Here is a 25,533-nt window from a genome sequence, read left to right as displayed (position 1 = left end):
TTATGTTATGTAGAATTGCTGGTTACTTTTCTATCATAGGAAAGATGGGCTAAAAATTGGAAATCATGTGGCTCATTTCTATGCGATCATTTTGCCTATAAATGGCTCAATTCCAACAAAAACAATANATAGTTTTGGAGGCCACTATTTGAACAAGGTCTTCATTTTATAAAAAGTCTGCAATAATACTGTGTCAGGAGGCGGCTAGGATAAATACAAGTCTGGAAGTTGTATTTTTTGATCTGTTTTTTACACTGGTAACGCCTAAATACAGAGGGCTTAAAAATGAAAATGATGTGTTAGGCCTTTCCCGCGAAGAATGGGAACACTATGCGGAGGATGAAACATTATATTTCCAAAGAGCCATTGGAAATATAAAAGATCCGCGTGCGATCATTCAATCTATCGTTGATAAGACGAATGCATGTGTTAATGAAGAGACAATCGATGAAATTTTAAAACTTAGGGAAAAAAGAATGGAGCAGGCCTTAATTGATGTTGACGCTGCAATTCTTCGTGCCCTTTCAGATTTAAAGAAAAGCGGAAAAAAATTATGCCTAATCAGTAATTCAGACGTTATTGATGCCATGCATTGGGCAGAATCGCCGCTGAGCAGTTTATTTGATTATGTTGTATTTTCGTACGACGTCGGCTGCTTAAAGCCTCAGGCCAATATTTATAAAATAGCGCTTGAACAAATGAATGTCACTCCGGAACGTTGTGTCTTTGTTGGAGACGGGGGTTCAGAAGAATTGAAAGGAGCAAAAGAGTTGGGGATTAAGACCATTTTAACGACTTACTTGTTCAAAAGAAGCGAAAAGCAACTTAATAGGATTAAAGCGTTCGCAGATTATTACATAGAAGACTTTACAGAAATTAAAAATATAGTGTGCAACAGTAATGAATAGTTCAGCATGTGTTTACGGTACAGCAGATGGGAAATTCACTGCATCTGCAAATCTTTTTACAGGGAGAGTACGATGATTTCGATCATAGTCGCCATATCGAAAAACCATGTTATCGGTGCAAAGAGAACTTTATAAAAACTTTTGAGAAACGAATTGAAGAAGCTGAAATACCGTATACATACTATACCTATGAAAGAAAAAAGTGATGCTTGAAACTGAGTAGAAGCGAAACGCACTCCAGAATCATATTTTCTGCAGTGCGTTTATCATTATTGAGCAGCTTATGACAATCTCAGAGTTCACCTCATCGAAACGACTACGGATAATAGCTTCAGCGGATCATTGACGTCAGTCAGCTGATATACAGTTTTGCCTTCCTGCCACATGATATAGTCCTGGCGGCTGTCCGTATAAACTTGGATCAAACCATATTGATGAGGGGCAGGCAATGAATGGATTTCGAGATAAGACACAACCTTTTTCGCAAGCGCTATTCCTTTTTGGGCATCCGAGGTCGGTGAAAGAGCCATTAGCGTCCAGCGGCCCTCATTCCAGGAAGTGCCGGCAGTTCCCGCGCCGGCGTCAGCATATCCGGTGATATTGTGGCCAAGAGTGACGGGACTCCCATCGCTTTTCCCATACTTATGAAATGAAATTTGCTTGGCAGCTTCTGACGTACTTGCATATGTCGTACTTTTGACTGTTGCTACCGTCTGTGCTGTGGTGAGTGAAGCATCATTGACTTTGACAGGCTGGCTCGTTTGTTTGAATGATACAGTATTGCCGGATGAACCATTTTTCACCACTGCTGACGCATATTTTCCTTTTTCAACAGGCAGCGTCGATGGAAGCAAGAGTTCGCTGCCGTTTTTCAGAATTGACCGGACATCTTTCAGCACTTGTCCCGTTGAACCTGTTGTTACATTTGGGACGCTGCTGCTGTTCGCCTGACTGCTTGAGCTGTTGCTCGCTGAAGAAGTACTTTGACCACTGTCTGCCTGACTCGAGGAAGACTGCTGGGCAGTCGAGCTTGAACTCTGATTATGATTCGGTGAAGTTTGTGAAGAACAGCCGGTGATCAGAAACACAACAGACAGAACCGAGAGAATGACACTCAGCTTTTTCATGATCTCACCCTCTTTTCTTTAAAATAACCGCGTCCCTCTTATATTATCTGATAGAGGCCCGGTCCAATGCAAGCCATTCTTTTAAAACATACACATTTGGCAATATATGTACGTAACTGGATGAGAAAATGGTCATTCCCAGGGGCGTCGTTTGTTATACTTTAGTTGTGAAAGTGCGTAACATCGTCATAGCTAAAGGACAATAATTTTGGTGGGTGTATGTTATGAAAATACAATTAGCCAGTATTGAAAATCTTGATCAAGCTTTATATGTACTAATGGAAAGCGACGTACAAAAAAATTCCCTGAAAAAAGGCAATGAGATTGGAGAACATTTTTATCGGGCGATGGGCTTTCATGGGCTATAAACTGAAGATCAGAAAGATGGAACTGTTCATCACGGCGGATCACAGCTGAACAGGTCAGTGGTTAATATTTTTTGCTTAAGAGAAGAGGTTCTGGCAATTGATCAGAGAATATTGCGAAAAAGATGAAGAAAGCTGGCTGCGCTGCCGCGTTCTTTCCTTTTTACATACGGCTTACTATGATAACGTTTTGCGGAGAAAGGAAAAATACAGTCATTCATCGGTTGAGCTTGTTGCGATAGAATCCGGACAAGTTGTTGGTCTGATTGATGTTGAATATGAAAGGGAACCGAAGACGGTTTGCACATTATGCTCTTCTCTGGGTGGGATGATCTGGAACATCGCTGTGCATCCTGATTTTCAGAGAAGGGGAATTGGTGCACAGCTGCTTCTGGCAGCGGAACAAAAGCTGAAAGAGCGTGACATTTTTGAACTTGAGGCGTGGACAAGAGACGATCCATGGGTGAATGACTGGTACCGGAAAAACGGGTTTAAAAAAATCAGCAGCTATCTCCACGTTTTTATCGAAGGAGAAGAGGTTCATGATGCCGTTCACTCTTCGATTGCCGGGTTGAAACCTCTTGAGGCGTTTGCCCATTATTCGGGCGAAGACTCTGAAAAAATAAGGAAAAAATTCAACCGTGTGCATGAATGCAGAGGCTATTATAAGAAATTACAATGATAGCGGGAATATGCCGCCGAGCTTTGCTCCCGTTTATTTTTTATGCTTCGACAAGAAAACGGCAATGCCAGCCAGAATGACAAAGATACGGTTCCCTGCTGAAGAGTAATACCTTGCCTCAGAATTAAATAAGTGAGTGTGCATGTCCCAAATGGTTCATCCAGAACACTCATGGAAATGGTTGATGTATTCATCTGTTTGATCAGCCGGTTAAAAAACGTTTGACCCGGAATGGTTGAAATGAGTGCAGGGCCGGCAAACAATATCCATTTCATAATGGAATAACCGGTCAGCGGGAATCCACGATTTGTACATAGGGAAAAAGAAGAACTCACCTTTGACGCTATAAAATAAACCATTTTGATACTTGACGATGATCGGTGTATAGTGATGATGTGAAGATTTTACCCATTTCAAGAGGTGGAAGAGGTTTATGAAACTATCGTTATCCGTTGTCCGCATGTTGGTTTTCGCTTAAAACGGGAGATTTGCGCCCTTTTTAAGTGAATGCTGACGGCAGGATAAGGGACTTTTTGTATTCAGTAGGGCCAAATCCGGTGGGTGGGTGACGCTCCTGCAGTCAGATTGATTTTGAATGACTCAGGAGGATCATCACATGAAAGTACTCTTTCACAATAAAAGTTTTTCTCTGCTATTTTTTGGCCGGTTAATCGGTAATATAGGTGACAGTCTGTATTATATTGCCGCTATGTGGTTGGCTTATGATTTGGGCGGCTCTCCATTTTTTTCTGGTCTTGCGGGATTTCTGACACTTTTACCGGAATTTTTCTCCTTTTTCGTTGGCCCGATTGTGGATCGCGTTGCTCTGAAAAAAGTGTTGATCGTTCCGGTTTTGATTCAGGGCGTTCTGGTACTGTTCGTGCCCGGGCTGTACTTGTTTCATTCGCTTACAGTTGTCGGAGTTCTTGTCATTATGCCATTGATTGGCTTGTTCGGCCTGTTCCCATACCCGGCCGAAAATGCGCTGATCCGAAAACTGGTCAGTGAGCAGTATCTGGTCAAGGCCAATTCAGCGATGTCTTTTGCTTACCAAGGCACCGATTTGGTTTTCAGCTCTGCCGGCGGGCTGCTGATTGCTGTGATCGGTGCGGTCAGTCTATATTTCGTTGATTCGCTGACGTTTTTTCTCACTGTAATTTTGTTTGCGCTTTTGCACCTGAGACATCAAGCAAATTCAAATCACATGAAGGCTCGATCGTCATCCTATCGAGCCGATCTATCCGAAGGTCTTCATTTTGTTGTTCAGCCGTTGATAGTGAAGATGCTTCTGCCTTTTCTGATCAGTAATTTTGTGCTGAGCGGAGTGTTTGCTGTGATGCCGGCTTTTTCAAGACAGATGGGTGGGCCGGTTATTTATGGCATTTTGATGGCCTGCTACACGGCAGGATTTTTGGTTGGAACTCTGCTGTCATCATTTGTTTCCCATAGGTTCAGCATTGGAAGGGCCGTCATTTATGGGTATGGATGTTCGGGCATTCTGTGGATTTTGATGGATCTGGCGGCATCACGTTCAGTGTCACTGGCTTGCGTTCTTCTGGCACTTGCCAACATTCCGATCGGCGCAACCAATATTCTGTTCAGTTCTTTTTTTCAGATTGTTCCGCCACCGAATATGATCGGCAGAGTCTCTGCCATAACCGAAAGCCTGATCGCAGCGGCGATGCCTTTAGGATCGCTGGCGGGCGGTACACTGGCGTCATCGGCCGGAAACCATGCGATGATCATCAGCCAGGGTGTAGTGATCACCATGATAGCTGCCTATTGGCTGATGACGAAAAACCTGCGCCGATTGCCGGATATAGAGCATCTCAAAAACAGCCCGTTAATCGAAACGAATTTATTAAAATTTATGCAGTCCCGTTTTTGAGTCCGGGGCTGTATTTTTTTATGATTTATTACTTTTCATGTTTATAAATCGGTCTTTGGGCGAAAAAATCAGTCTTCGCGAAGAAAAATCGGTCTTCGGGCGAAAAAATCAGTCTTCATGAAAACAAATCGGTCTTCATGCCCCAAAATCGGTCGTCGCACAAAATATTGTTTTCAATGGAGACTTTTCAGCATGTTGAACGATAAGTGATAGACTCTTCCTCTATTTTCTCCTTCATAGTGGGAGCTCACGGCTTGTAGAATTTTCTTAGCAACCGTCTCTGATTGCAGCACCAGAAAATCTCGGCATTGCTTGTTTGTGATTGTCGGACCGAAGATGAGGAGAAAGTCCCGCAGTGCGGCAATATGCGCATCTTGTGAAAAATAGCTGCACTTTTCACAATACCAGTTGCGCTTTCTTCGTCTCATGTGAAAATGACCGCAGTCCGGACATTGCACACCTTTAATGATATCTTCAGGAGATAGAAATTTGATTGAGAAAAATAGATTAATAATCAGTGGGCGATGGCTCGCAAGCAATTGATCTGCTATTTTTTGAAGATTTGGCTGGAGGATAAAATTTTTTGCGTAGTTTTTGTTCATCCGGTCCAGTTCATTTCCAAGAACAGACTTCCTGATTATTTTTCGGAGCAAAGAGTCTTTAGATCCTTCAATTTGGAGCTGTGCAGAGGAAGTGATAACCACACGATTTTCACCAGGATAATCTGCCATATTGAAACATTGGCTGAACCATTTTTGCAATTGCTGTTCCAGTCTTTCTGCTTGCAGAACCGGGTCATCGAAAATATCTGTCTTTCCGTCAATTTCCCTGATCATTTGCAACATTTCATGATCAAATGTCAATTTACCCACAATGTTTTTAACTTCAAGAATCAGAAAGAAACGCGAGGACATGATCAACCAGTCGATCTGGAAAAAATGGATAGAATCAGGCAGGCGAAGATTGTGGAAGAAGAGGAACTCTTCGTTGGGTAGATAGTCGAGAAAATAGGCAATCGATTGCTCGCCGCGAAAACCGGCCATAGATTTTTGATAACGGTTTTCTATGGTTTCCTTGGCTCTGTGGCTGGGAAAAAGTCTTCTCAGACAGGCTTCGTATTGCTGAATATGAAAGGGAATTCCGATCTTTTTACAATACATCCGTTCACCTCGCTTTCAGATAATATTTAAGTTTTCGTTAAAACGATTTACGGGAGCAATGTCGGCGTGGCTGTTTTGATTCAGATAATAATTAAGTTCTCATTAAAAGGATAAAATTTCTTCCAAGCTTAAAAGCAAAAAGAAAAATTATCTGAACGACATCTGTAAATCGCTTGTCATAAAATATTGCCTTTTACAGTGGATGTTTTTTTACAAATCAGCGAACTAAAGCGATTATCTTTCGGGAACGGATTGTTTTCTGTTAGTATTAAAGTGTTCGTTTCAGACGAGTCATTGGTTTTTTATTAGGAGGTCTTTTATGAATGAATGTTGCAGCGCACACACTTGAAACAAAACGACGGCTGGGGGCAAAAAGACAGCTATTCAGTCTGAGCCTCGCCCATTTTTTTAATGACGTGATGACGACTGGATTGGTTCCGGCATTGCTGCCGCTTTATAAGCAGGCTTTTCATCTCAATTATCTTCAGGCTGGGGTGATCTTGTTTGTTTCGATGATCACATCTTCGGTTTGCCAGCCCATATTTGGCATGATCACCGATAAACATCCGAAAACATGGTTTCTGCCGGTTGGCATTTGTCTTACCGGCTTTGGGTTGACGGCTTCAGGGTTTGCACCTGCTTACTGGATATTGCTCGTTTTAGTCGGCCTGTCCGGGATCGGTTCCGGAATTTTTCATCCTGAAGCGATGCGTGGGGCATACATGGCTGCCGGAACTGCCCGGGGGACCGCTCAGGCAATTATTCAGGTCGGAGGAAATTTCGGCCAGGCGTGCGGCCCGCTGCTCCTGCCTCTGTTTCTGATTGCTACCGGACTGCATGGCCTGGGCTGGTTCGCACTTGTCACTGTAGGTGCCTTTGCTCTTGTCAGCTCAGTCATGCCCTGGTACAAAAGAAGTCTGATCAAGAATAAAGCCCGCCAGGCCGCGATTAAAGGTAAAAATCATCCTGGTGGACTGACCCTGCTGACTATTGTCGTTATTTTAAGGTCTTGGACACAGATCGGGGTCGCCGGATTTCTTCCTTTTCTCTATCTTCATCAGGGGATTCCGCTCAAGTTTGGAGATTTGATGACCTTCCTGTTTCTCGCGGCCGGCGCGCTCGGGACTTTTCTGGGCGGGCAATTCTCCGATAGAATCAGTCATAAGTGGTTGCTCTTTATATCAATGGCGATTACCGTTCCGTTTGCCTGGCTGCTGCCGCATGTTCATGGCTTCCTGTCGATTATCGTGCTGTTTGTATTCGGTCTGTTTGTTCTATCATCTTTTGCAGTCACGGTTGTCTATGGACAATTGATGTTTCCAAAAAATATCGGCCTCGTTTCCGGTCTGATGGTCGGTTTTGGCATTGGAGCCGGTGGGATCGGCGCAACGCTGATCGGCTGGCTGACCGACCTGTACGGCGTGTATGCCGTATTCAATTTATTTGTTTTTCTTCCTTTTTTGGCTGCAATCATTGCTTTATTTTTACCTAGTGAAAAAAGCCTTAGGGAGTCATGATGAAAGTCCAGTTGGAATAGACTTTGGCGGGGAAGAAAGGGGACAGCTCACTTGAACTGGAGAGATAACAGAATTGAATCGGCAAAAAACGGGACAAACCCGATGGTGATCGCAAAAATGAAGAGCGGCTATGCGGTGATCGGGGATACACAGTTTTTGCCCGGCTACTGCGTGCTTTTGCCGAATAAAGAAGTTTTCAGCCTGAATGATCTGACTCTTGAGGAGCGGTCGCAGTTCCTGACAGATATGAGCCTGGTTGGTGATGCCATTATTCATGTCTGTCATCCTCTTAGGGTGAACTACGATATTTTGGGGAATACGGATGCTTTCCTGCACGCCCATATTTTTCCCAGATATAGTTGGGAAATTGAAGAAAGACGCAAAAACCCGGTCTGGCTGTACGATGCTTCGAATTGGATCGATGCCGATAAGCAGTTCAGTAATGAGAAAAACGGTCAGTTAAAAATAGAGCTGGAGCGCTATTTAAAAACGGTTTACATGTTATGATCAAAAAAAACATAGTTCAGAGAAATCCTCTTCAGATGCGCTGATTTGAGGCGTGCAGATGAAAACCATTGAAATTTTCAATACGATCAAAAATGACTACCAGACTATTTTAGGTGAAAACCTGACAGGCATCTATATTCATGGTTCCTATGCTTTTGGCTGCTTCAATGAGCGGAAAAGTGATCTTGATTTTATCGTTGTCGTTCATTCAAAATTGGATGCAGAAACAAAGCTGGCTTTACTCGTTCTGGGAAACCTGCATGATACCGCATCGTCGAAAGGGCTGGAAATGAGTGTCGTTCTGAAAAAATACTGTGCCCATTTTCAATACCCAACGCCTTACGAGCTTCACTTTTCAAACATGTGGTGGGCTGCATATTTATCCGATCCGATGAAACTTTGTACCGATGATTTAAAAACAGATCGGGATTTCGCCGGACATTTTACAGTGATAAACCATTGCGGCACCGTTTTGTACGGAGAACCGATTCAATCTGTTTTTGGAGAAGTGAAGTCGGAATACTATATCAGAAGCATCGTTAATGACATAGAAGATGCATCTTCTGATATTGATGAACAGCCGACCTATGTGATCCTGAACCTGTGCAGAGTATTGGCATATTTAACGGATAAGAAAATCGTGTCGAAGCAGCAGGGCGGGGAATAGGCCTTGCAAAACATTGAGCACCGGTGGGGTCAGGTGGTACGGGTTGCACTGCGTAACTATCAGGTATTCGGAGAAGAGGAGACAATCGCGTATAAAGACAAAATAAACTTTTCTGTCTATATGCTCGGACAGATCAATTATTTACTAGAAACGAAAGATTAGCCTGTTCAGGTTACCGCGCCTTACCGCGCCGAACCCAGGGGGACAAATCAATCGGCCGAATTCCGGCAGATGTTCCTCAGAATGGGCTGCGCTAAATTGAACCATTTGCCGCTGCGGTCCAGAATTCCTGAATCAGATATCGCCACACCGCTTTTTTTACAAAGCAGTGTATCTGCATGACCACTCAGCCGTACTTCAGTCGGAAAAGTGCATTCACCGGTATGATTATACACAAACTCGCAATCATTGAACGCAACAATTAGATTAGACTTATGTTGGTCTTTTTGCTCGTCGGAGCAAGCTATTGAGCCAACGGAAAAGGGAATGAGCCGCATGCAACTGAATTGGGAAGTCAAAAAATTTTCTCAACTGACAGCCAGGGAAGTATTCGAAATTTTTAAAGCACGCGAATCGGTTTTTGTTGTGGAACAAAAGTGCCCGTATCATGAAATTGACGGCAATGATCTGAAAAGCCTCCACGTCTATGCGGTGGATGACGATCAGCAAATCGTTGCCTACGCGCGGATTTTTAAGGAGGAAAATGCTGTTACTTTTGGCAGAGTGCTCGCAAATCCAAAATATAGGGGACAAGGCATTGGCAAAACGCTGATTTCGGAAGTCCTTCGAGTGATCGCAAAAACAGTGCCGGGTGAACTCATCATGATTGAGGCACAGGAATATATTCAGCCGCTTTATGCTTACTTTGGATTTAAAAAAATCTCAGAAACTTATTTAATCGATAATATTCCACATGTCAGGATGGCCAAAAAAGTCGTTTGACACCGAGATGAAAGATTAAATCAGAACGTATTCAGGAAAATGATATTTAGAAAACTTATTCATAATAGCTGAATCCGCGTCACGCTTTTTGCAGAAGCAGGTTCTGTAAAAAACTTGATAAAAAGTATAAAATAAATGAATGGGGTGTTCGTCCCATCATTGCGACGCCCCATTAGGTGACAGTGTTTCCCTTCTAAAACAAGAACGGGGCACGGCCGAAGCTGCAGAAAAAGAATCAGAAATAATGATTTTTAAGCCAGTGGCAGGATTTCAATGAAAACATAAACGAGGTGCGCCATGAGCAAATACTGGAACGAACGGATACATAAGCTGGAACCTTACGTCCCGGGTGAACAGCCGAAGGACAGACGGTATATTAAGTTGAATACCAATGAAAATCCCTATCCCCCGTCGCCTGGGGTGCTGGCGGCTATTAAAGAAGCCGTCAACGATCAGTTGCGGCTCTATCCGGATCCGAATGAGGATGAACTGAGAGCGACTCTAGCCAAGTATTATCAGTTGTCCAGTGATAATATTTTTGTGGGTAACGGATCGGATGAAGTGCTCGCTTTTAGTTTTATGACTTTCTTTTCACCTGACCGTCCGGTTATGTTTGCTGACATTACCTATAGCTTTTACAAAGTGTTCGCCAATCTTTGCGAACTGAAGCCGGAAATTATTCCGCTTGATGACACCTTCCAAATTCCAGTCGGCGCCTTTCGAGAACCAAGCGGTGGGGCCGTTATTCCTAATCCGAATGCGCCGACCGGGCAAGAAATTGCTGTCCAGTCGATAAAGGATATTTTGGAGGCAGACCGGAATCGCGTCGTCATTATTGATGAAGCCTATGTCAACTTTGGCGGAACGTCTGTTGTTCCGCTGATCAAAGAATATCCGAATCTATTAGTGGTGCAGACACTTTCCAAATATAGCGCACTGGCCGGTATTCGCGTTGGTTATGCCTTTGGAGATTCCGAACTCATTCAGGGGCTTAATCGTTTGAAAAACTCCATTAATTCGTATACGGTTGACCGTCTTGCTTTGGCCGGAGCTAAAGCAGCGATTGAAGACGATCATTACTATAATCAAATGGCGCAGCACGTGATTCAAACGCGGGAGAATGCTGTAAAACGCCTTGCTGGAATGGGCTTTACCATTATCCCTTCAAAGGCCAATTTCATTTTTATCTCGCATCCTGATTATAAAGCTGAAGACCTATTTCATAAATTAAGAGAAAAAGGAATTCTGGTCCGCTATTTTAACCAACCGCGCATTTCAGATTATTTACGCGTGTCAATTGGTTCCGATGAAGAAATGGATCAATTCATCTTGGCCGTGCAAGAGCTACTAAGCCATTAATCTTTTTGCGATCAACGTCTCCCTTTGTACATTCCCGGGGCGTTAATGACCGCTTTTAAAAATTTATTTGAACTCGTATGTGGAAAATCAGAACTTATTTGCCGGATATCAGAACTTGCAAGTCGGATATCAGATTTTCCCATAGGACGGAAGAGCGAAAGTTTAATCGCAATATTTTCATTAGAACAGCGAATAGATTCCCACATTGCACAGCAAAAAAGTGAAACAACGTGTCAGTGAACAAATGAAGGGTTTGTTTTCATGAAGAGTCGGAGTCATCTGTTTTTCAGGAGCTTGATTCAGTTTGTCGGCCTGTTTTTTGCCCGACGTACACTGACTGGGGCGGAAAACGTGAGGCAGGATGAACCGGCTGTTTTTGTTTGCAATCATATGGGTTCTTATGGACCCGTTATGATGACCCTTTTCTTTCCTTTTCCGTTCAGACCTTGGGTCACTTACCAGATTGTGACAAGAAGGATTTGCACCGATTATCTAGAGGCACATTTTACGCAGAACGAGCTGAGGTTGGGACGGCCATTCAGCCGATGGGTGGCGGCGATCATCGCCCCCTTCTGCATCATGCTTGTCCGGGGAACGGGAGCTATTCCGGTTTTCGCAGGGTCAACGCAGATAAGGAAAACGATTGATCAGAGTGTGGACGCTGTTGAACAGGGGGATAACCTGGTCATTTTTCCTGAAAATGATGATAGAAAGCATTCGGCCTTTATTAATGAATTTGATACGGGCTTTATTCACTTGGGGGAAATCTTTCACAAAAAAACTGGCAGGAATCTGTATTTCTATCCGGTCTGTATTAATAAAAACAAAAAGTCGATTTCAATAGGCAAGCCGATCATTTTTTCAATGAGACCTTTCAGGAAAGAGAAGCAGCGAATCAAAGCATACTTGCAGGACTCAATTGATGAAATGGTGCAAAGCCACTGAAGGGAAGTATGTCCATGCAATTTGTTCCAATTAACCCAGAACGGGACCATGCGATAGTTACAGCTTTCAGAAAAGAGTCTTTTATATACAGCTTTGGTACGGATGAATCGATATCTCGATTGGTTGCGGATTAAAGCGGGAAAATTTCCCAATGGTTTTGTTCACGCCATGGAAAATCGGCGGATAGTCCAAGATCAAAGGCGATCGGATTGGGTTCTTTACTACTAAAAGCCGTTGTGCGGTTGACGAACAATACGTAATAAATATTAAATTCCTTGCTTGATGTTCTTCATCCTTAATATGGCCTCTTTTACGAACTGATTTGGCATACTCGTAATTTCAGAAATTTCTTCAACGCTTTTACCTTCCTCAAATAGTCGAAATGAAAGGAATTCCAGTGATTCTCCTACTTCAATAATGTTTTTGTCGGGGTCATAAAATCGAACAATTTTTTGTCCCCATGGTTGTTCCTTAGTTTCATGTATAAATTCAACTTTATTTTCTTTTAATTCTTTTACAAATGCATCTACATCATCGTACTCGAAATAGAGTTCAAAATTATTGGCACCCTTTACAATTTCCTGGCCATTAATCAATTTTGAAAAATGAGATTTCGAGTGAATGGAAAAACCACTCTCAAAGACGACATTTTCACCAAAATCATATTTAACCTTTTGCTGCAGCAGTTTTTCATAGAATTGTCTTGAAAAATTGATATCTTCCACCGTAATTAATGAGCATGCAAACTTCATTTTGTTCTCCTCCCAAATTAACTTAGTGCACACAATCTCAAGAAAAATGTTTCATGATTGAACAAAAATACAGTTTAAACCGAAATTATCATTGCTCGATAGGTTAATTATAACAAGCAGCAGTTTCGCAGTTCGTGTATTACTTGCGCGACAGAGTTCTCAGTAAACTTTATTTCGATACAACAATATTTTGTCACAAAAGTATTGACTGATATATCGGCTGTCGATATGTAGGCGATTAAAATAAAAAAGAGGTGCACGGTCATGCCTGAGAGTAGTGAACGAGGTGGTTGACAGAAGCGATCTTTTAAAATCTTCTTTCATTGTACACACCGATGCATGGATACAGCATCATGCAGAATGTAAAGCAGTTGAATCCAGAGACATTCAGGTGTGGTCGGTCCCATTATTTGAAAAATGCATAAGTCGCGCAGATTATGAATACCGTGTGTAACGTATGAAATTACCTCCACCTATTGCTGTGCAACGATTATCAAAGATTTATTTATGTAAACGTTACAGGAAAAGAGGGACGTTGCATGGGATCAATGAGCTTGTTATCAGAAATAGAACAAAAAATAGTTAAGTTAATACAAGAATATGCCCCTATTACGGTTAATGAATTTTTAAACAGATTCTCAAAGAGCGCCCATCTTGATTCGGATAAACTGAATCACGCATTGAATCAGCTTGGAGAAAAAGAGGTAATCCATTTTGAAGGTGAAGTCATTCCACTAATGAGTCCGGTTATTGAAAAGGAATCGGATCAATTATGCGACCTCAGCAATTATTGTGTATTCTCGGTAAATCGAGTGCGTTACGAAAATTTAAGTTCATACTTTGGAAAATACAAAGGATGCTTTGTACTTTTAGACAAGAACAGCAAGAAATATTTCATTTCCGACAAATCATTAAGGGGCGTACAGCGTGTCCCGCCAGATTCGACATATAAGATATATTCAGCTTTGGCAGGGTTGGAAAATGGTGTCATTAGTGTGCAAAATTCAACTTTGCCATGGGATCGTAAGATTTATTCAATTGAATCATGGAATAAAGAGCAGAATTTAATTTCTGCAATCCAGCACTCAGTAAACTGGTATTTTCAAAAAATAGATCAAATAGTTGGAGTTGAAAAACTCAGGAATTTCTATACCCGCATCGGTTATGGAAATTGTGACTTATCCAATAGTTTAGACTCGTATTGGTTCGATTCGACCTTGAAAATTTCTCCCATTGAGCAGATTCAGGTTTTTCAAAAGTTCTTTTGTAACTGCTTAGAATTCGATGATCAGAACATCAATCAGTTGAAATCCATTCTGAGAATTTCACAAAAACATGAGACGGTTCTCTTTGGTAAAACAGGCACAGGATTTACGAATGACAAAGTGACCAATGGATGGTTTATCGGTGCCGTTGAGAAAAAGGACAATACTTTGTTCTTTGCTACCAATATACAGGGTAATGATAAAGCTTCCGGAGAAAAAGCAAAAGAAATAACATTACAGATCTTAAACGCCAAAAATATATATCCACTATAAACCTGCATAACCGTGTTTTTGTGACAAAGTCTTGATGGATAATTTTGCCATAATAGGAAGCTAAAATAGTAAGATATCCTTTTCTGCTGTCTGAGTAAATAAGAAATCTTCATTGATGTTTACAAAATTTAAAACCTGTAAGCAATGACTACCAGGAAAATTGCGATTACTCCGAAGAAGCAGCCAACGGCGAGCCCCCAATCATCATTTTTCCTTTCTCCCGAATTTTCCGCTTGCAGCGAACCATAGTGTTTGGTACCGGCCTGCAATTCATAGATTTGAACAGCCTTTCAAAAAAATAGTTATTTACTCATACAGTCGTTCCATGATTCTATCGGAGATTTCATGAAAAAAAAGTTCTTTCCTGCTCTATAATTAACTGAAAGAAAACGGCTGTTGCGTGGTTGACGAAAACCATGCAATATTACCACGAATGAAAGGAAGACTTTTGATGGATGATGCTAAGCAGAGAGTAGCGAATAATAAACTTACTATTATTGTTGGTCCGGGTTCAGGAGTCGGACTTAACATTGCCAAAAAATTTGGCTCGAATGGCTTTGGAATTATACTTGTTGCTCGAAAGAAAGATAGTCTTCAACAATGCGTTTCGAAATTAAATAATTTAGGAATCAATGCTGGTGGTGTCCCTGCAGATTCAACAGATCCTGTATCTGTAAAAAATACCTTTGAACAAATAAGAACAAAGTATGGGACACCAGAAGTACTTATTTATAATGCAGTTGTAAGGAGAAAAAAATCTCCATCTTGTTTGACCGAAGAAGAATTAATGAATGATTTTAAAGTGAATGTAATTGGGGAAAAAACTTGTATAGCCGAAGTCATTCCCGATTTTGTAAAGCAGAAAAAAGGCACGTTTTTGGTTACCGGTGGTGGTTTTGCCATTCGTCCTTCAATTGACTTTTCATCAATGTCGCTTGGAAAAGCTGCCCTGCGTAATTTTATTTTTTCTTTAGGTGAGGAGCTACAATTTATGCGGTGAGGGGCCACATGGAGGTTTTGTCTTAGATGAGCGCTGCCGTATCGACATTTCCGATATCACCGGATCAGAATTAAGAAATCTGCTCATCGGGCGGTTGCCAGGCCCGTTGACCGATCTGGGCATTGGCTCAAGTCAACAGGTGACTGATAAATTGATTATGAAACTTCCTCACAATCGTCGTTATGAAGCCACACAGTTCAGCAAACGAATCTATCTGGATCCGTCCGGCTGGTTCACAGGTCATGAAGCCGTTCCTTACCTGGAAATGATTCAGAAAGCTATGTGGGACTATCATTGGATTCAAATTGACTATCAGAAGGTGGATGGCAAAATCGTTTCAAGAGAAGTTGCCCCCTATGGTCTTGTTGCCAAGACGGATTTCTGGTATTTAATTGCGAAACATGAGGATGTCATGAGAGTCTATCGTGTGTCCAGAGTCAGAAATATGCAAATCACAGGAAGAAACTTTGTTTTTTCGGCAAATTTTAACCTTTCGCAGTTTTGGTTGGCCTGGTGTCAGGAATTTGAGGGAAGGCCGGCCTTGTTATTCAGTAACGATTCGCGCAGAAAAAGGAATTTTAAAGCGGTTGAATGTTGATGAGAACAGGATCCATTTCATTAATCGAGAGAAAACGGGTTTGGTCGTCACAAAAATACAGTTTGAAACTCCCGACCAGGCTTCTCAGGAAATTCTGAGCCTGGGCTCTGATGCAGAGGTCATCCATCCGGTCGCATTGCGTGAGAAAATCTGCAAAAATGCCAGGCAGTTGTTCAGACTGTATCAAGAAAAATGAAATCTGTGACGAATCGATGTAAAAGTGAGGAGAATCGACAGAGCGAGCAAAAGAATCGATGTAAAAGCGAAGAGAATCGACAGAACGGGCGGACGAATCGATGTAAAAGCGAAGAGAATCGACATCAAATCGAAAAAAATCAACACATGCTCAGATTGCTTTAAAACTGATTCAACTGATCGCGACAAACAGAGGCAGATAGATAAAACTTAGAATGGTCGTAACCGACACAATCAGAGAAATAGTTTCAGTGTCACCGTCAAATTTCTCTGCCAGCGTGACCGCATTGATCGCTGCCGGCATACTGGCTTCTACGAAAAGAACCGATGCCAGCAGCCCATGAATTCCGAGAACAAACAGAACCAGCTTGGCAAGAACGGGAACTATAGCCAGGCGGAGAAAAACACCCAGCCAGACTTTTGATGACCTGAGTCCTTTTAGCTTAGTTGTACCGAGTTTAATGCCAAGAATCATCAGAACAAGTACAGGGTAGGCTTTTCCAAGCATTTGGACGGCCGTATTTATCCCTCCCAATAGTCGAAAATGAAAGAGATCAAGCAAAATTCCGACGATGCATGCATAAATGAGCGGAGTTTTAAGAATATGGGTTACCGCCTGCCTGCCGTTCATCTGTGAGCGGGATGCGATGTACAGGCCGAGAACGTTGACGAGAATAACCTGGCCGATGACATATACGGCGCCCAGCGCAAAACCCGCGCTTCCGAACGCAAGCAATAGCACGGGCAGTCCGTAATTGTTGGCATTACTGAAAAGCGTTGTCAGAGTCAGCGCACGCTTTTCATTTTCTGAAAGTCTGGCAAGCCTGGAAGTAATCACTGCCAGAATCCACAACAGAGCAGTCATGATTATGGTAAACAAAAAAATATGGATGACATTTTCTCCCTGCAGATGGGCATCAGACAACGCATACAGAATCATAGCGGGAGCCAGTATGTAAAGGCTGATATCAGCCAGCAGTTTCGAGTCAACAGGCCGCTGTGTCTGAAGCAAAAAACCGCAGCCACAAATGATGACAATCGGAACGGAGATTGTCATCAGAAGATGAAGATAGGCAAACATAAAGTAGATTCCCCCTAAAGCCAGTCAAAGTAACAGATAGAAAATCAACATCGTGAAAATTTTTTTCATCGCTAAGCCTTCACTATCATAACATGAAAACTTATAATTTGTAACGGATAAACGAGCACAGGTTCTTTCATAGAACAGGCACAAGTGCTAGAGTTAATTGCAATATAATCTAGATAAGGCCTATTTGATCGCGTCAGTTCAGGATGAGCGGTACTATTATATTCAGCAATTATGGAAGGAACCCATCCGTTGGGCTGATTAGACGGGTAACCGTGCTGTTTTACGATTCCACCTTAGAGGAAGGTGTATCACATGTTTCCGGAACATCCATTTACTATTTGGGGCACACATTGCGGCAACTGTGGCAATGTATGCAGCATACTCCAGAATGCGCATCATCCGTGGAATTGCACGCCGTTTACCGTTAAACTCAAGTGTTCAACCTGTGGGCATGATGTGACTATTGATCAGAAAGCGGCAGAAGCTTTTTATAATCATAAAATTTTAACGCGCTTTGAAGGTTTATTCGGCTACGTCGTTGATCTGGGCTGTGGTGGCGGGTTTCTCAGCCGTTTTTTGCTTCAAAATAAGAATATCAAAAGAATTGACGGACTGGACAGAGATCCGGATTGCCTGAAAGCGACGGAGGATCTGGCTGCATCAGATCAGCGGTTTAATTTTACACGAACGGAATTAAGGCGTTTGAACGCTTTATATGATAAAAACAGTACCGATTTTATTGTCAGCCGCGATGTTTTTATGTTTATTGATGACACAGAGCAATATTTCGATGATGTATCCTCCATTGCGACGCGGGGTGTACGTCAAATGGGGTGGTATATGACGGATAATCATAGAATGAAAAACGGACTGCAACCGCAAAAAATCGCTGAAGCCTATCAAAAAAGAGGTTGGCAGGTCAGCCTTGAGTACTTGGATTGGTATAAAAGCGGCTATTTCATTAAGACTTGGCATTGAGCGGGACTAGGAAAAACCAACCTATGCGTTTTGGACGTTTGAGAAGAGCCAAGTTTGCGCGCGTTGATAAGAAGAATCACTGTTTATTGGAGGTCACACGTGTTGAAAAAAGTATTGTTCCTCATTTATCCTCAATATGCTGATTTTGAGATCGCACACACGTTATTCTTGCTCAGAAAAGCGGGGAACGCTGAAATCGATACAGTTTCTGCCGATGGAAAAGCGATAGAAAGTCTTGGTGGATTATGGGTTCAGGCGAAATACGCATTACACGATATTAATGTGAATGATTTTGACTTGGTATTAATTTCCGGAGGCGATGATGTTGACCAGTTGATAGACAACAGTGCTGTCGCCCAAATTCTGACAACTGCCTATCGGTCAAGTATTCCAATTGCTTCTATGTGTGCTTCTGCAATTTTATTAGCGAAAGCTGGGACATTGGACGGGAAAAAATTCACTTGTCTCGAACATACATATAACAGTCACAGATCACTCTTCAGAAAATCGATATATACCGGAAAAGAGATTGAGGTTGGTCAATCCATCATCACAGCTAAAGGAACTGCCTTTGCTGAGTTTGCAGTGTCCGTCTGCAAGCTCATCGGAGTATTGAGTGACGATGGACAATGTCGTTCGCTCATAAAACTCTGTCAGGGCATAAATAAGTAACTGCTTAGACAAGATATGGCCTTATATTGCTGTTTCATTCAAAAAATGTGGACAGCAGGTGTTTTCAATTCAACGCCTTTGAAAACGCAGCAATCCGGTCATCAAAATATTCAGCTGTACTGATTCGGTCTCCTTTGACTTTACTCATAATCAGTCGATCAAAAAAATGCATTTTTTCAAAATCGATCGCGTACCCCAGTATATCTTTCGCAACAGCTCTCCGGTATAATGCTTCTGAAAAACTGTTCTTAAGCTCGTTTTCTCTGGTTTTCTCATCGGGGTGCCCGGCGCAGAGGAATAGGGCGATGTTTTTTGTCAGCAGTTCTTTTAAATGATCATTTATATATGCGGAAAGCTTCTTTTGAACTCTCCCCATATAAATTGATCCGCCCAAAATGACTGTTTCGTACGAATCAAGCGGAGGGACGCTGTCTGTCATCACATTGAACAAGTCGCCCTTTTCTTCCAACGCGGCGTTTAATCGTTGTGCTACTTCAGCCGTACTTCCGTATTTTGTCGCATAGATCAGTATTTTTTTCATCACGTTTACCTTCCTTTGTTTTCAATCATGTTCAGTATAAAGTCCGCCGCCTGATTAATCAGACGCTGCTTCTGTTCTTCGTCTGTATGCTCGGTCATGAGGCGAAGAGCCAGCCCGAAAAGCATACTCCAGATTACCTGTGCAATAACTTCAATATCCGAGTCTTTACATTCTGTCAGTCCGGGAAATCCCCGCAAGGCATGGCACAGCATCGCTATAGCCGGTCGCTCTGCTTCAGCTCCTTTTTGGAGCACGGATGTATGCGCAAGAACAGTTGGTGAATCGCTTAACATCACATTTTTGTATCGGTCGCCCATAGCAACGGCAAAGTTGATATAATTCGCTATATTGCTTCGTACACTTTCTTCTGACATCTGTTCGAAAAAAGGTCCAGCTGATAACACTGCGATCATTTTCTCATAATCATCGGTGATTATTTGATCAATGATTTGTTCTTTGCTGTCAAAGTAATGGTAAATAGTGGCCGGAGAATATTCGATGGCCTGAGCGATTTTGCGGATCGAAACATTTTCAACGCCTTCTGTTTCGATTAACCTCTGGGCTGCCTCAAGTATTTTTGTTTGCATTTCAGCCTTTTCTCTTTCTTTTCTTTGATTAATCCCGATAACTTTTTACCTCCCGAAACGATTTCGAACAGTGATCAAAAAATAAACGGTGTTCAGCATAGCTTTAATATAACTGATCAGCAAACGACAGTCAATAACCTAAAGGTGAACGATTATTGATGTAATAAAAAATAGCCCAAATATAATGCAACCGTCCAAATCATCAGAGCCGAAATTTTGTTGACCAAAATCATACCTCTCGTTCCATCCATTACTTTATCAGTTAGATGCCCCGCGAGAGAAAGAATGAAAAACCAGAGCCAGGAAACGGTGGCACAGGAAGCCGCGAATGCCCATTTTTCATTTCCAGAGTAATGAAGTGCGTTGGTGCCAATGATGCCAATCGTGTCCATAATGGCATGGGGATTGAGTAGAGAGACGGAAAGAGCGAACAGGATCTGCTTTTTTATGGGAAGACGCTGCATCTGCTTATTTTTGTCAACCGAGGAATTTTTCCAAATGGTCCAGCCGATCAGAACTAGGAAAATAAGGCCAACAGTCAGGAAAATATTTTGAAGCCAGGGGAATGAGAGAATCAGCAATGAAACGCCGCCAACGGCAAGATAGATAAGCAGGGTATCGGAAAAAGCGGCGGTAATGACCGCAGGAAATACTTCGTACAGACGCTTTGATCGTGCGCCTTGGTTAAAGATAAAGATGTTCTGCGCGCCGAGCGGCAGAATCAGGCCGAGTGAGAGAATAAAGCCATGAATGATAGCAGTCAACATAAAATTACCTCCAAAAATAAGAAAAGATCTCTTTTCTTTATTCTTGCAAGAAGAATGGCTCAAGTCACCAGCCAAATGAAAAAATATGAACCAACCAAACTATGTTATGATTGAGAATAAATATAGTTGATGAATAAAATGAGAGATCCTTAGCCAGCCAAATATGGAGATCAGATAGGGAGAATGCGTGATGATTCTTGATCGACATTCGTCTGTTCCGCTGCGCGTACAAGTGACAGATTATATCATTGAAAAAATCCGAAACGGCGAATGGACAGTAGGTACTCGATTACCTTCGCAACGAGTACTGTCTGAAAAATTGCGTGTTAATCGCAGCACCGTAATTGTTGCTTTTGAAGAATTGGCCGCACAGGGATTGGTCGAGGGCAGACGCGGCGGGGGGACAATCGTTGTGAATAATACATGGGGGCTGATGGCAAAACGGGAGACTCGCGGTTGGGAGACTTACGTCGAGTCCGGCCAGTATAAACCCAATCTGCCTATGATTCGGAAAATCAATGAAGCCGAATTCTATCCTAATATCATTCGCATGGGAACAGGCGAACTCAGTCGCGATTTGTTGCCTTCCGGCGGATTTGCCGATTTGTTCAGAGAAGTTCCCCCAAAATTGCTTTCGCTGGGTTATCAGGAACCCAAAGGGGATTTACAGCTTCGAGAGCAGATTTCATTGCATTTGAAAAGGATCGGAATTACGGCCGATCCTTCATCCATTCTTATTGTTTCTGGAGCGCTCCAGGCTTTGCAGCTCATCTCGAACGGGCTGCTTGATCGAGGTTCTGCTTTGCTGCTTGAGAAACCTTCTTATTTATATTCTGTCCATGTTTTCCAGTCATCAGGTATGCGCTTTGTCAGTTTGCCGATGGACGCCGAGGGCTTGCAGCCGGGAAAACTGGCTGACTATAAGAAGAAATACCACGGGACGATTGTCTACACCATCCCTTCTTTTCATAATCCTACCGGCATTCTTATGACTGAAAAGAGAAGGAGGCAGCTGCTATCTGTTTGTGAGCAGGAACGTCTGCCGATTATTGAGGACGATGTCTATCGTGATCTTTGGCTCGATGCGCCACCACCGTCTGCGCTGAAAAGTATGGATCAGTCCGGAAATGTGCTCTATATCGGCAGTCTGTCAAAAGTACTGAGTCCAGGTCTCCGAATTGGCTGGATCGTGGGTCCGCAGCCAGTTATTGACCGGCTTGCCGATATTAAAATGCAGAGCGACTATGGTTCGAGTTCTCTGTCGCAATGGGCGGCCGGAGAATTTCTGAGAACGGGGCTATATGAGAGACAAGTTTCTTTTGTCCGGAAGCAGTTGAAGAAACGACGTGATGATCTGATTGATTTGCTGGATACTTATTTCTCAGATATTGGGAGATGGCGGATACCTCAAGGTGGTTTCTACATCTGGTTAAATATGATTCCGACGATCGATCCACGTCATTTGTTTGAACAGGCTTTGAAAAAGGGTGTTCTGCTTAACCCGGGCGTTTTGTATGATCGCAGTGCACGGCAATATTTACGTTTGTCTTATGCTTACGCGTCACAGAAGGAAATGGAGAAAGCCATCCGTGCCTTGAGAGAATTAGTGATTAAATCAGGAAAATAAGAAGTGGCACTTGCATTTACTTATTAATTTGATTACTATCTAATTAGATAGATGATAAATTGGTTAGAGGTGTTTTGATGCAAATTAATCGAATCGTTGAATTTTATAAAGCGCTGGGTGATTTAACACGAATTCGTATTATTGCTTTGCTGCAGCAGGGGCCGCTTCATGGCCAGGCCATTGCCGGAAAGCTCTCCCTTAAGCCACCGACGATTACGCACCATATTGCGAAACTGCGCGAAGTTGGTTTGATCAAAGAACGCCGGGATAAAAACACCATTTATTTTTCACTCGACACCAAGGCGCTAGAGAGCAGTGCCAAGGCGATTTTATCGTTAGGAAAAAAGGAGGGGGGGTCCGAAATGTCAGTTACGGAAGCAGAGCGGGCGGCTATTCTCAGTAACTTTTTTACACCCGAAGGCCGGCTGAAGAACATTCCGGCGCAACGCAAAAAAAGGCTGGTTGTCTTATCTCACATCGTTAAGGGACTCGAATTCGGGAGAATCTATCCGGAAAAAGAGATTAGTGAATACTTGAGGCAATTTCATCCGGATTATGCGACACTGCGCAGAGAGTTGATTATCACCCAGTTCATGTATCGCAAAAACGGTCAGTATGAGCTGAACCCGCCGGAATTGTGGGATCTGTAATAGGGATATGATTAAAAGCAAATAAATATGAATTACGAGGATGTTTGGAATGGAAGGTATCAACTACCAGGCCGATAGCAACCGGGTTATCGAAATAAAAACATGCACCAATGCAATTCATACGTCCAGAACCCACTTTCACGATGAGGTTGCTATAGGATTGATCGAGCAGGGCAGCTGCCGGGCAAGAATCGGTCATCAATCTTTTTACTTAGCCAATCGGACACTTCTGGTTATTCCCTCGGGTGCGGTGCACTGCTGTTCTCCAAGCGATGTAAAAAACTGGCGTTTTCGGATGCTCTATTTTAGCGCGTCATGGCTGAGTCAATTCGGAGGTGAATGGCTCTTCCGCGGCGGCATTTATCCGCAAATAACTGAAGATCAATTCCGGGTTCTCGTTCAATGGTTCAATCAGTTTGAAACGAATCTGGCGAATGCAGAAAATGAATCAAAAATATTGATTCATTTGATGAATTACATGGATCTGAATCGCAACGGCATCACGCAGAATTCAGAAATAATGAGTTCCGATAAGTTAAATGACGTTAGGCTATTTTTAATCCGGAACTATAGGCGCAGAATAAGGATGGATGAAATTTCGGAGCGTGTCGGAATGGATAAGTATACCTTGATCCGCCATTTTCATGCTTACACGGGGATGACACCGCTAAAGTATGTCATTAATCTGCGTATTAACAGCGCGAAGAATATGCTTCACGGTCAAAAATCTATAGCCGATGTCGCTGTAGCCAGCGGTTTCTATGATCAAAGTCACTTTGACAAGTCCTTCAAGGCTTATACCGGTGTCGCTCCGATCGACTATCGCAGACAATCTGCTTCTTTTTAAAGAAAACTTGGCAAAGCCAAGCCCTCTGGCGCAGGCTGAGCCTTAGTTGTGACGGCCACGGATGGCCTAATGCCGAACATGCCACAGGACGTACTTCCGCAGGATGCGGTGACTTCGGCGTTGTGCATAGGACGTGCACGTTCTTAGTCGAAGTTCCTTTCGAAGATCCGATGTCTATTCGGCCGCTTATACTATAATCCACTATAATTTTTATGCTTTCTTATAGTATAAAAAACTGGACACCGCCTTGACCCATGGGAAAGATGGTGTGCATCACTTTAACTGTTTTACTGTGAAGACCGATTTATTTACAGGACGACCGATATTTTTTCGTGAAGACCGATTTATTTACAGGACGACTGATATTTTTTCATGAAGACCGATTTATTTACAGGACGACCGATATTTTTTTATGAAGACTGATTTATTTGTGAGAAGACCGATTTTTTCAGAGAATGGCAGATAATACGCAATTATTTCAATGTCGGCAGACTGCCGGTTAAGTGATTAATCGCCTTTTTTTCACCATAAAGGCACAGACCCAGATAATTTAGGTCATCCCGCGGAATAGTGGCAAGCTTCTCAGCATAGTCATCGTAATTTTTGCTTCTCTGGGCAATATCATTAAAGCTGATTAACGTGATCCGTTCCTTATATTGATCGATGATTTCCCGATGCAGCATTTTCAGTCCATCCTGTGATAAAGCAAGGATTGGAATGGGGAGCTGCACGATGCCTCTATGAAGGAAACCACCCCCGTCTGTTACGTTTCTTCCAACTATTTCACTTTTATCTTTTCCCAGTGTGCAGCCCAGAATTGCCGCCGTATTGGCAATCAGCCCAAGAGGAAGACTATGGTCAATGACCATTACGCATTTTTCTGCAGAATCGCTCATTCTGTTACCTCCTTATGTCTTGCAAAATCAGTTTAGACATGAAGGAGAAAGCAGACTAGTAAAAAATTGACTTGATTTAAGGAATCATGCCTTCTTTCCATATCCTGTAAGTATCCCAGAAGCGGCTATGGTCCCCTGTACAGTCATTTTCGACATAATACCTGCTATTTCTTCCGGGTTTTCCTTCATTCCCGTATCCAACCATTCCTGTAAAATGCCGAAATGAGCGGAAAAAATATAGGAAATTAGATAGTTCTTAGGAATCGATAATTGGCTGCCTTGTTCTTTGACGGCCGGAATTTCAAACAAATTTTGAAATACAAGTTGCTTCATCAGTTTTATAAAATCGGAACGGTTTTCATTAAGCATCATTTTGATCACTGAAGAGTGATCTTTATAGTATTGCAAAATCTTAACCAAGAAGAGAATCGTTTCTTCTTTGTCATAAAGAGAAAAAATATCAATTTTTTTACTTTCTGTTGATAAGTTTTTGGCATCTTCCAGAAATTTTTTCTGAAATGCGGTCATCAATTCATACTTGTCTGTGTAGTGAAGATAGAAAGTCGCCCGGTTGAGGTTCGCGCGTTCCGTAATGTCTTTAATCGTCACATGATTAAAGCCTCTTTCGTTCACCAGCTGAACAAAAACATCGCGAATGATTTGTTCTGTACGTTTAAATCGCCTGTCGTTCTCGTTCATATTTTTTTCCTCCGTTAATCATCAATTGA

General features: G+C 42.4%; 30 protein-coding genes. 20 read left to right on the top strand and 10 right to left on the bottom strand.

The genetic code is table 11. The annotated features are described in order from the left end of the window. Window positions 1-182: 182 nt before the first annotated feature. Window positions 183-908, top strand: a complete 726-nt coding sequence (locus COP04_RS12900) for an HAD family hydrolase (protein WP_338062866.1) — start codon at window positions 183-185, stop codon at window positions 906-908. 299 nt (window positions 909-1,207) lie between these two features. Here the strand turns inward: COP04_RS12900 and COP04_RS12890 are convergent, their stop codons facing one another. Continuing rightward, complete coding sequence (locus COP04_RS12890) at window positions 1,208-2,035, bottom strand: hypothetical protein (protein ID WP_100488401.1); 828 nt, start codon at window positions 2,033-2,035, stop codon at window positions 1,208-1,210. A gap of 224 nt (window positions 2,036-2,259) precedes the next feature. Between COP04_RS12890 and COP04_RS19640 the strand changes: the two genes are divergently transcribed. The 3 genes from COP04_RS19640 (at window position 2,260) to COP04_RS12875 (ending at window position 4,970) form a co-directional block, all read left to right on the top strand. Further along, entirely contained in the window at window positions 2,260-2,403 is a 144-nt protein-coding gene (locus COP04_RS19640; protein ID WP_157800292.1) for a hypothetical protein, read from the top strand. A 97-nt stretch (window positions 2,404-2,500) separates the two neighbouring features. Beyond that, window positions 2,501-3,082: a GNAT family N-acetyltransferase gene (locus COP04_RS12885; RefSeq protein WP_100488400.1), complete on the top strand. Its 582-nt coding sequence runs from the start codon at window positions 2,501-2,503 to the stop codon at window positions 3,080-3,082. Between the two features lie 616 nt (window positions 3,083-3,698). After that, window positions 3,699-4,970: an MFS transporter gene (locus COP04_RS12875; RefSeq protein WP_100488398.1), complete on the top strand. Its 1,272-nt coding sequence runs from the start codon at window positions 3,699-3,701 to the stop codon at window positions 4,968-4,970. A 173-nt stretch (window positions 4,971-5,143) separates the two neighbouring features. On the opposite strand, the gene COP04_RS12870 is transcribed toward COP04_RS12875, so the two are convergent. After that, the gene (locus COP04_RS12870; protein WP_100488397.1) at window positions 5,144-6,130 is read right to left on the bottom strand and encodes a nuclease-related domain-containing protein; all 987 of its coding nucleotides are present in this window, start codon (window positions 6,128-6,130) and stop codon (window positions 5,144-5,146) included. 323 nt (window positions 6,131-6,453) lie between these two features. Between COP04_RS12870 and COP04_RS12865 the strand changes: the two genes are divergently transcribed. From COP04_RS12865 to COP04_RS19635, 4 genes are read left to right on the top strand one after another with little or no spacing between them, the layout of a single operon-like run. After that, window positions 6,454-7,647, top strand: coding sequence for an MFS transporter (locus tag COP04_RS12865; protein ID WP_100488396.1), 1,194 nt, complete (start codon window positions 6,454-6,456; stop codon window positions 7,645-7,647). A 51-nt stretch (window positions 7,648-7,698) separates the two neighbouring features. Next, a complete protein-coding gene (locus COP04_RS12860; protein WP_100488395.1) occupies window positions 7,699-8,154 on the top strand; it encodes an HIT family protein in 456 nt (151 codons plus the stop codon). Between the two features lie 58 nt (window positions 8,155-8,212). Next, on the top strand, window positions 8,213-8,821 hold the full coding sequence (locus COP04_RS12855; RefSeq protein WP_100488394.1) for an aminoglycoside adenylyltransferase domain-containing protein: 609 nt from the start codon (window positions 8,213-8,215) through the stop codon (window positions 8,819-8,821). A 3-nt stretch (window positions 8,822-8,824) separates the two neighbouring features. After that, window positions 8,825-8,983: a hypothetical protein gene (locus tag COP04_RS19635; protein ID WP_157800291.1), complete on the top strand. Its 159-nt coding sequence runs from the start codon at window positions 8,825-8,827 to the stop codon at window positions 8,981-8,983. Window positions 8,984-9,030: 47 nt separating this feature from the next. Here COP04_RS19635 and COP04_RS20800 read toward each other — a convergent pair whose 3' ends face one another. Beyond that, window positions 9,031-9,318 carry a DUF5616 domain-containing protein gene (locus COP04_RS20800; protein WP_100488393.1) on the bottom strand — a complete coding sequence of 96 codons (288 nt, stop codon included), beginning with the start codon at window positions 9,316-9,318 and terminating at the stop codon, window positions 9,031-9,033. Between COP04_RS20800 and COP04_RS12845 the strand changes: the two genes are divergently transcribed. The 3 genes from COP04_RS12845 (at window position 9,317) to COP04_RS12835 (ending at window position 12,067) form a co-directional block, all read left to right on the top strand. Further along, window positions 9,317-9,763, top strand: coding sequence for a GNAT family N-acetyltransferase (locus COP04_RS12845; RefSeq protein ID WP_100488392.1), 447 nt, complete (start codon window positions 9,317-9,319; stop codon window positions 9,761-9,763). The genes COP04_RS20800 and COP04_RS12845 overlap by 2 nt on opposite strands. A 297-nt stretch (window positions 9,764-10,060) precedes the next feature. Further along, window positions 10,061-11,122 (top strand): histidinol-phosphate transaminase, encoded by a 1,062-nt coding sequence (gene hisC, locus COP04_RS12840; RefSeq protein ID WP_100488391.1) that lies wholly within the window; start codon window positions 10,061-10,063, stop codon window positions 11,120-11,122. Window positions 11,123-11,383: 261 nt separating this feature from the next. Next, window positions 11,384-12,067, top strand: coding sequence for a lysophospholipid acyltransferase family protein (locus COP04_RS12835; protein ID WP_100488390.1), 684 nt, complete (start codon window positions 11,384-11,386; stop codon window positions 12,065-12,067). Window positions 12,068-12,333: 266 nt separating this feature from the next. On the opposite strand, the gene COP04_RS12830 is transcribed toward COP04_RS12835, so the two are convergent. Beyond that, on the bottom strand, window positions 12,334-12,819 hold the full coding sequence (locus tag COP04_RS12830) for a VOC family protein (RefSeq protein WP_100488389.1): 486 nt from the start codon (window positions 12,817-12,819) through the stop codon (window positions 12,334-12,336). 539 nt (window positions 12,820-13,358) lie between these two features. Between COP04_RS12830 and COP04_RS12820 the strand changes: the two genes are divergently transcribed. The 4 genes from COP04_RS12820 to COP04_RS20525 all read left to right on the top strand — a co-directional run bounded on the left by COP04_RS12820 (window position 13,359) and on the right by COP04_RS20525 (window position 16,151). Then, complete coding sequence (locus tag COP04_RS12820; RefSeq protein ID WP_100488388.1) at window positions 13,359-14,357, top strand: penicillin-binding transpeptidase domain-containing protein; 999 nt, start codon at window positions 13,359-13,361, stop codon at window positions 14,355-14,357. A gap of 451 nt (window positions 14,358-14,808) precedes the next feature. After that, complete coding sequence (locus COP04_RS12815; protein WP_157800290.1) at window positions 14,809-15,357, top strand: SDR family NAD(P)-dependent oxidoreductase; 549 nt, start codon at window positions 14,809-14,811, stop codon at window positions 15,355-15,357. Window positions 15,358-15,514: 157 nt separating this feature from the next. After that, entirely contained in the window at window positions 15,515-15,955 is a 441-nt protein-coding gene (locus COP04_RS20530) for a helix-turn-helix transcriptional regulator (protein WP_275656886.1), read from the top strand. Then, window positions 15,882-16,151 carry a WCX domain-containing protein gene (locus COP04_RS20525; RefSeq protein WP_275656864.1) on the top strand — a complete coding sequence of 90 codons (270 nt, stop codon included), beginning with the start codon at window positions 15,882-15,884 and terminating at the stop codon, window positions 16,149-16,151. Before COP04_RS20530 ends, COP04_RS20525 begins: the two co-directional genes overlap by 74 nt. A 171-nt stretch (window positions 16,152-16,322) precedes the next feature. Here the strand turns inward: COP04_RS20525 and COP04_RS12800 are convergent, their stop codons facing one another. Further along, window positions 16,323-17,231 (bottom strand): AEC family transporter, encoded by a 909-nt coding sequence (locus COP04_RS12800; protein ID WP_100488384.1) that lies wholly within the window; start codon window positions 17,229-17,231, stop codon window positions 16,323-16,325. Window positions 17,232-17,552: 321 nt separating this feature from the next. Here COP04_RS12800 and COP04_RS12795 point away from each other — a divergent pair, with 321 nt between their 5' ends. Beyond that, window positions 17,553-18,218, top strand: coding sequence for a class I SAM-dependent methyltransferase (locus COP04_RS12795; protein ID WP_100488383.1), 666 nt, complete (start codon window positions 17,553-17,555; stop codon window positions 18,216-18,218). 102 nt (window positions 18,219-18,320) lie between these two features. Continuing rightward, window positions 18,321-18,890, top strand: a complete 570-nt coding sequence (locus tag COP04_RS12790) for a DJ-1/PfpI family protein (protein ID WP_100488382.1) — start codon at window positions 18,321-18,323, stop codon at window positions 18,888-18,890. Between the two features lie 64 nt (window positions 18,891-18,954). Here COP04_RS12790 and COP04_RS12785 read toward each other — a convergent pair whose 3' ends face one another. From COP04_RS12785 to COP04_RS12775, 3 genes are all read right to left on the bottom strand, one after another. Beyond that, entirely contained in the window at window positions 18,955-19,431 is a 477-nt protein-coding gene (locus tag COP04_RS12785) for a flavodoxin domain-containing protein (protein ID WP_100488381.1), read from the bottom strand. A 5-nt stretch (window positions 19,432-19,436) separates the two neighbouring features. After that, on the bottom strand, window positions 19,437-20,018 hold the full coding sequence (locus COP04_RS12780; protein ID WP_100488380.1) for a TetR/AcrR family transcriptional regulator: 582 nt from the start codon (window positions 20,016-20,018) through the stop codon (window positions 19,437-19,439). A 152-nt stretch (window positions 20,019-20,170) separates the two neighbouring features. After that, window positions 20,171-20,785, bottom strand: coding sequence for a LysE/ArgO family amino acid transporter (locus COP04_RS12775; protein WP_100488379.1), 615 nt, complete (start codon window positions 20,783-20,785; stop codon window positions 20,171-20,173). 190 nt (window positions 20,786-20,975) lie between these two features. On the opposite strand from COP04_RS12775, the gene COP04_RS12770 reads away from it, so the two are divergent. The 3 genes from COP04_RS12770 to COP04_RS12760 all read left to right on the top strand — a co-directional run bounded on the left by COP04_RS12770 (window position 20,976) and on the right by COP04_RS12760 (window position 23,909). After that, complete coding sequence (locus tag COP04_RS12770; RefSeq protein ID WP_100488378.1) at window positions 20,976-22,412, top strand: aminotransferase-like domain-containing protein; 1,437 nt, start codon at window positions 20,976-20,978, stop codon at window positions 22,410-22,412. Between the two features lie 77 nt (window positions 22,413-22,489). Then, a complete protein-coding gene (locus COP04_RS12765; protein WP_100488377.1) occupies window positions 22,490-23,062 on the top strand; it encodes a DUF2087 domain-containing protein in 573 nt (190 codons plus the stop codon). Between the two features lie 49 nt (window positions 23,063-23,111). Then, on the top strand, window positions 23,112-23,909 hold the full coding sequence (locus COP04_RS12760; protein ID WP_162297099.1) for a helix-turn-helix domain-containing protein: 798 nt from the start codon (window positions 23,112-23,114) through the stop codon (window positions 23,907-23,909). 473 nt (window positions 23,910-24,382) lie between these two features. Here COP04_RS12760 and COP04_RS12755 read toward each other — a convergent pair whose 3' ends face one another. Both COP04_RS12755 and COP04_RS12750 read right to left on the bottom strand, forming a co-directional pair. Beyond that, window positions 24,383-24,805: a DUF2000 domain-containing protein gene (locus COP04_RS12755; protein ID WP_100488375.1), complete on the bottom strand. Its 423-nt coding sequence runs from the start codon at window positions 24,803-24,805 to the stop codon at window positions 24,383-24,385. A gap of 84 nt (window positions 24,806-24,889) precedes the next feature. Continuing rightward, complete coding sequence (locus tag COP04_RS12750; protein ID WP_100488374.1) at window positions 24,890-25,504, bottom strand: TetR/AcrR family transcriptional regulator; 615 nt, start codon at window positions 25,502-25,504, stop codon at window positions 24,890-24,892. Window positions 25,505-25,533 lie beyond the last annotated feature (29 nt).

The organism is Sporolactobacillus pectinivorans (genome assembly GCF_002802965.1).
Taxonomy (GTDB): domain Bacteria; phylum Bacillota; class Bacilli; order Bacillales; family Sporolactobacillaceae; genus Sporolactobacillus; species Sporolactobacillus pectinivorans.
The sequence above is the reverse complement of the archived record's forward strand: the minus strand, read 5'-3'. Positions and strand labels throughout refer to the sequence as shown.

Bases quoted from the DNA above. Each gene is read 5' to 3' on its own strand.
- COP04_RS12890 (WP_100488401.1), bottom strand. From the start codon at position 2,035: ATGAAAAAGCTGAGTGTCATTCTCTCGGTTCTGTCTGTTGTGTTTCTG.
- COP04_RS19640 (WP_157800292.1), top strand. From the start codon at position 2,260: ATGAAAATACAATTAGCCAGTATTGAAAATCTTGATCAAGCTTTATAT.
- COP04_RS12875 (WP_100488398.1), top strand. From the start codon at position 3,699: ATGAAAGTACTCTTTCACAATAAAAGTTTTTCTCTGCTATTTTTTGGC.
- COP04_RS12870 (WP_100488397.1), bottom strand. From the start codon at position 6,130: ATGTATTGTAAAAAGATCGGAATTCCCTTTCATATTCAGCAATACGAA.
- COP04_RS12865 (WP_100488396.1), top strand. From the start codon at position 6,454: ATGAATGTTGCAGCGCACACACTTGAAACAAAACGACGGCTGGGGGCA.
- COP04_RS12855 (WP_100488394.1), top strand. From the start codon at position 8,213: ATGAAAACCATTGAAATTTTCAATACGATCAAAAATGACTACCAGACT.
- COP04_RS12845 (WP_100488392.1), top strand. From the start codon at position 9,317: ATGCAACTGAATTGGGAAGTCAAAAAATTTTCTCAACTGACAGCCAGG.
- COP04_RS20800 (WP_100488393.1), bottom strand. From the start codon at position 9,318: ATGCGGCTCATTCCCTTTTCCGTTGGCTCAATAGCTTGCTCCGACGAG.
- hisC (WP_100488391.1), top strand. From the start codon at position 10,061: ATGAGCAAATACTGGAACGAACGGATACATAAGCTGGAACCTTACGTC.
- COP04_RS12835 (WP_100488390.1), top strand. From the start codon at position 11,384: ATGAAGAGTCGGAGTCATCTGTTTTTCAGGAGCTTGATTCAGTTTGTC.
- COP04_RS12830 (WP_100488389.1), bottom strand. From the start codon at position 12,819: ATGAAGTTTGCATGCTCATTAATTACGGTGGAAGATATCAATTTTTCA.
- COP04_RS12820 (WP_100488388.1), top strand. From the start codon at position 13,359: ATGGGATCAATGAGCTTGTTATCAGAAATAGAACAAAAAATAGTTAAG.
- COP04_RS12815 (WP_157800290.1), top strand. From the start codon at position 14,809: ATGGATGATGCTAAGCAGAGAGTAGCGAATAATAAACTTACTATTATT.
- COP04_RS20530 (WP_275656886.1), top strand. From the start codon at position 15,515: ATGAAACTTCCTCACAATCGTCGTTATGAAGCCACACAGTTCAGCAAA.
- COP04_RS12800 (WP_100488384.1), bottom strand. From the start codon at position 17,231: ATGTTTGCCTATCTTCATCTTCTGATGACAATCTCCGTTCCGATTGTC.
- COP04_RS12795 (WP_100488383.1), top strand. From the start codon at position 17,553: ATGTTTCCGGAACATCCATTTACTATTTGGGGCACACATTGCGGCAAC.
- COP04_RS12785 (WP_100488381.1), bottom strand. From the start codon at position 19,431: ATGAAAAAAATACTGATCTATGCGACAAAATACGGAAGTACGGCTGAA.
- COP04_RS12780 (WP_100488380.1), bottom strand. From the start codon at position 20,018: ATGCAAACAAAAATACTTGAGGCAGCCCAGAGGTTAATCGAAACAGAA.
- COP04_RS12775 (WP_100488379.1), bottom strand. From the start codon at position 20,785: ATGTTGACTGCTATCATTCATGGCTTTATTCTCTCACTCGGCCTGATT.
- COP04_RS12770 (WP_100488378.1), top strand. From the start codon at position 20,976: ATGATTCTTGATCGACATTCGTCTGTTCCGCTGCGCGTACAAGTGACA.
- COP04_RS12765 (WP_100488377.1), top strand. From the start codon at position 22,490: ATGCAAATTAATCGAATCGTTGAATTTTATAAAGCGCTGGGTGATTTA.
- COP04_RS12760 (WP_162297099.1), top strand. From the start codon at position 23,112: ATGGAAGGTATCAACTACCAGGCCGATAGCAACCGGGTTATCGAAATA.
- COP04_RS12755 (WP_100488375.1), bottom strand. From the start codon at position 24,805: ATGAGCGATTCTGCAGAAAAATGCGTAATGGTCATTGACCATAGTCTT.
- COP04_RS12750 (WP_100488374.1), bottom strand. From the start codon at position 25,504: ATGAACGAGAACGACAGGCGATTTAAACGTACAGAACAAATCATTCGC.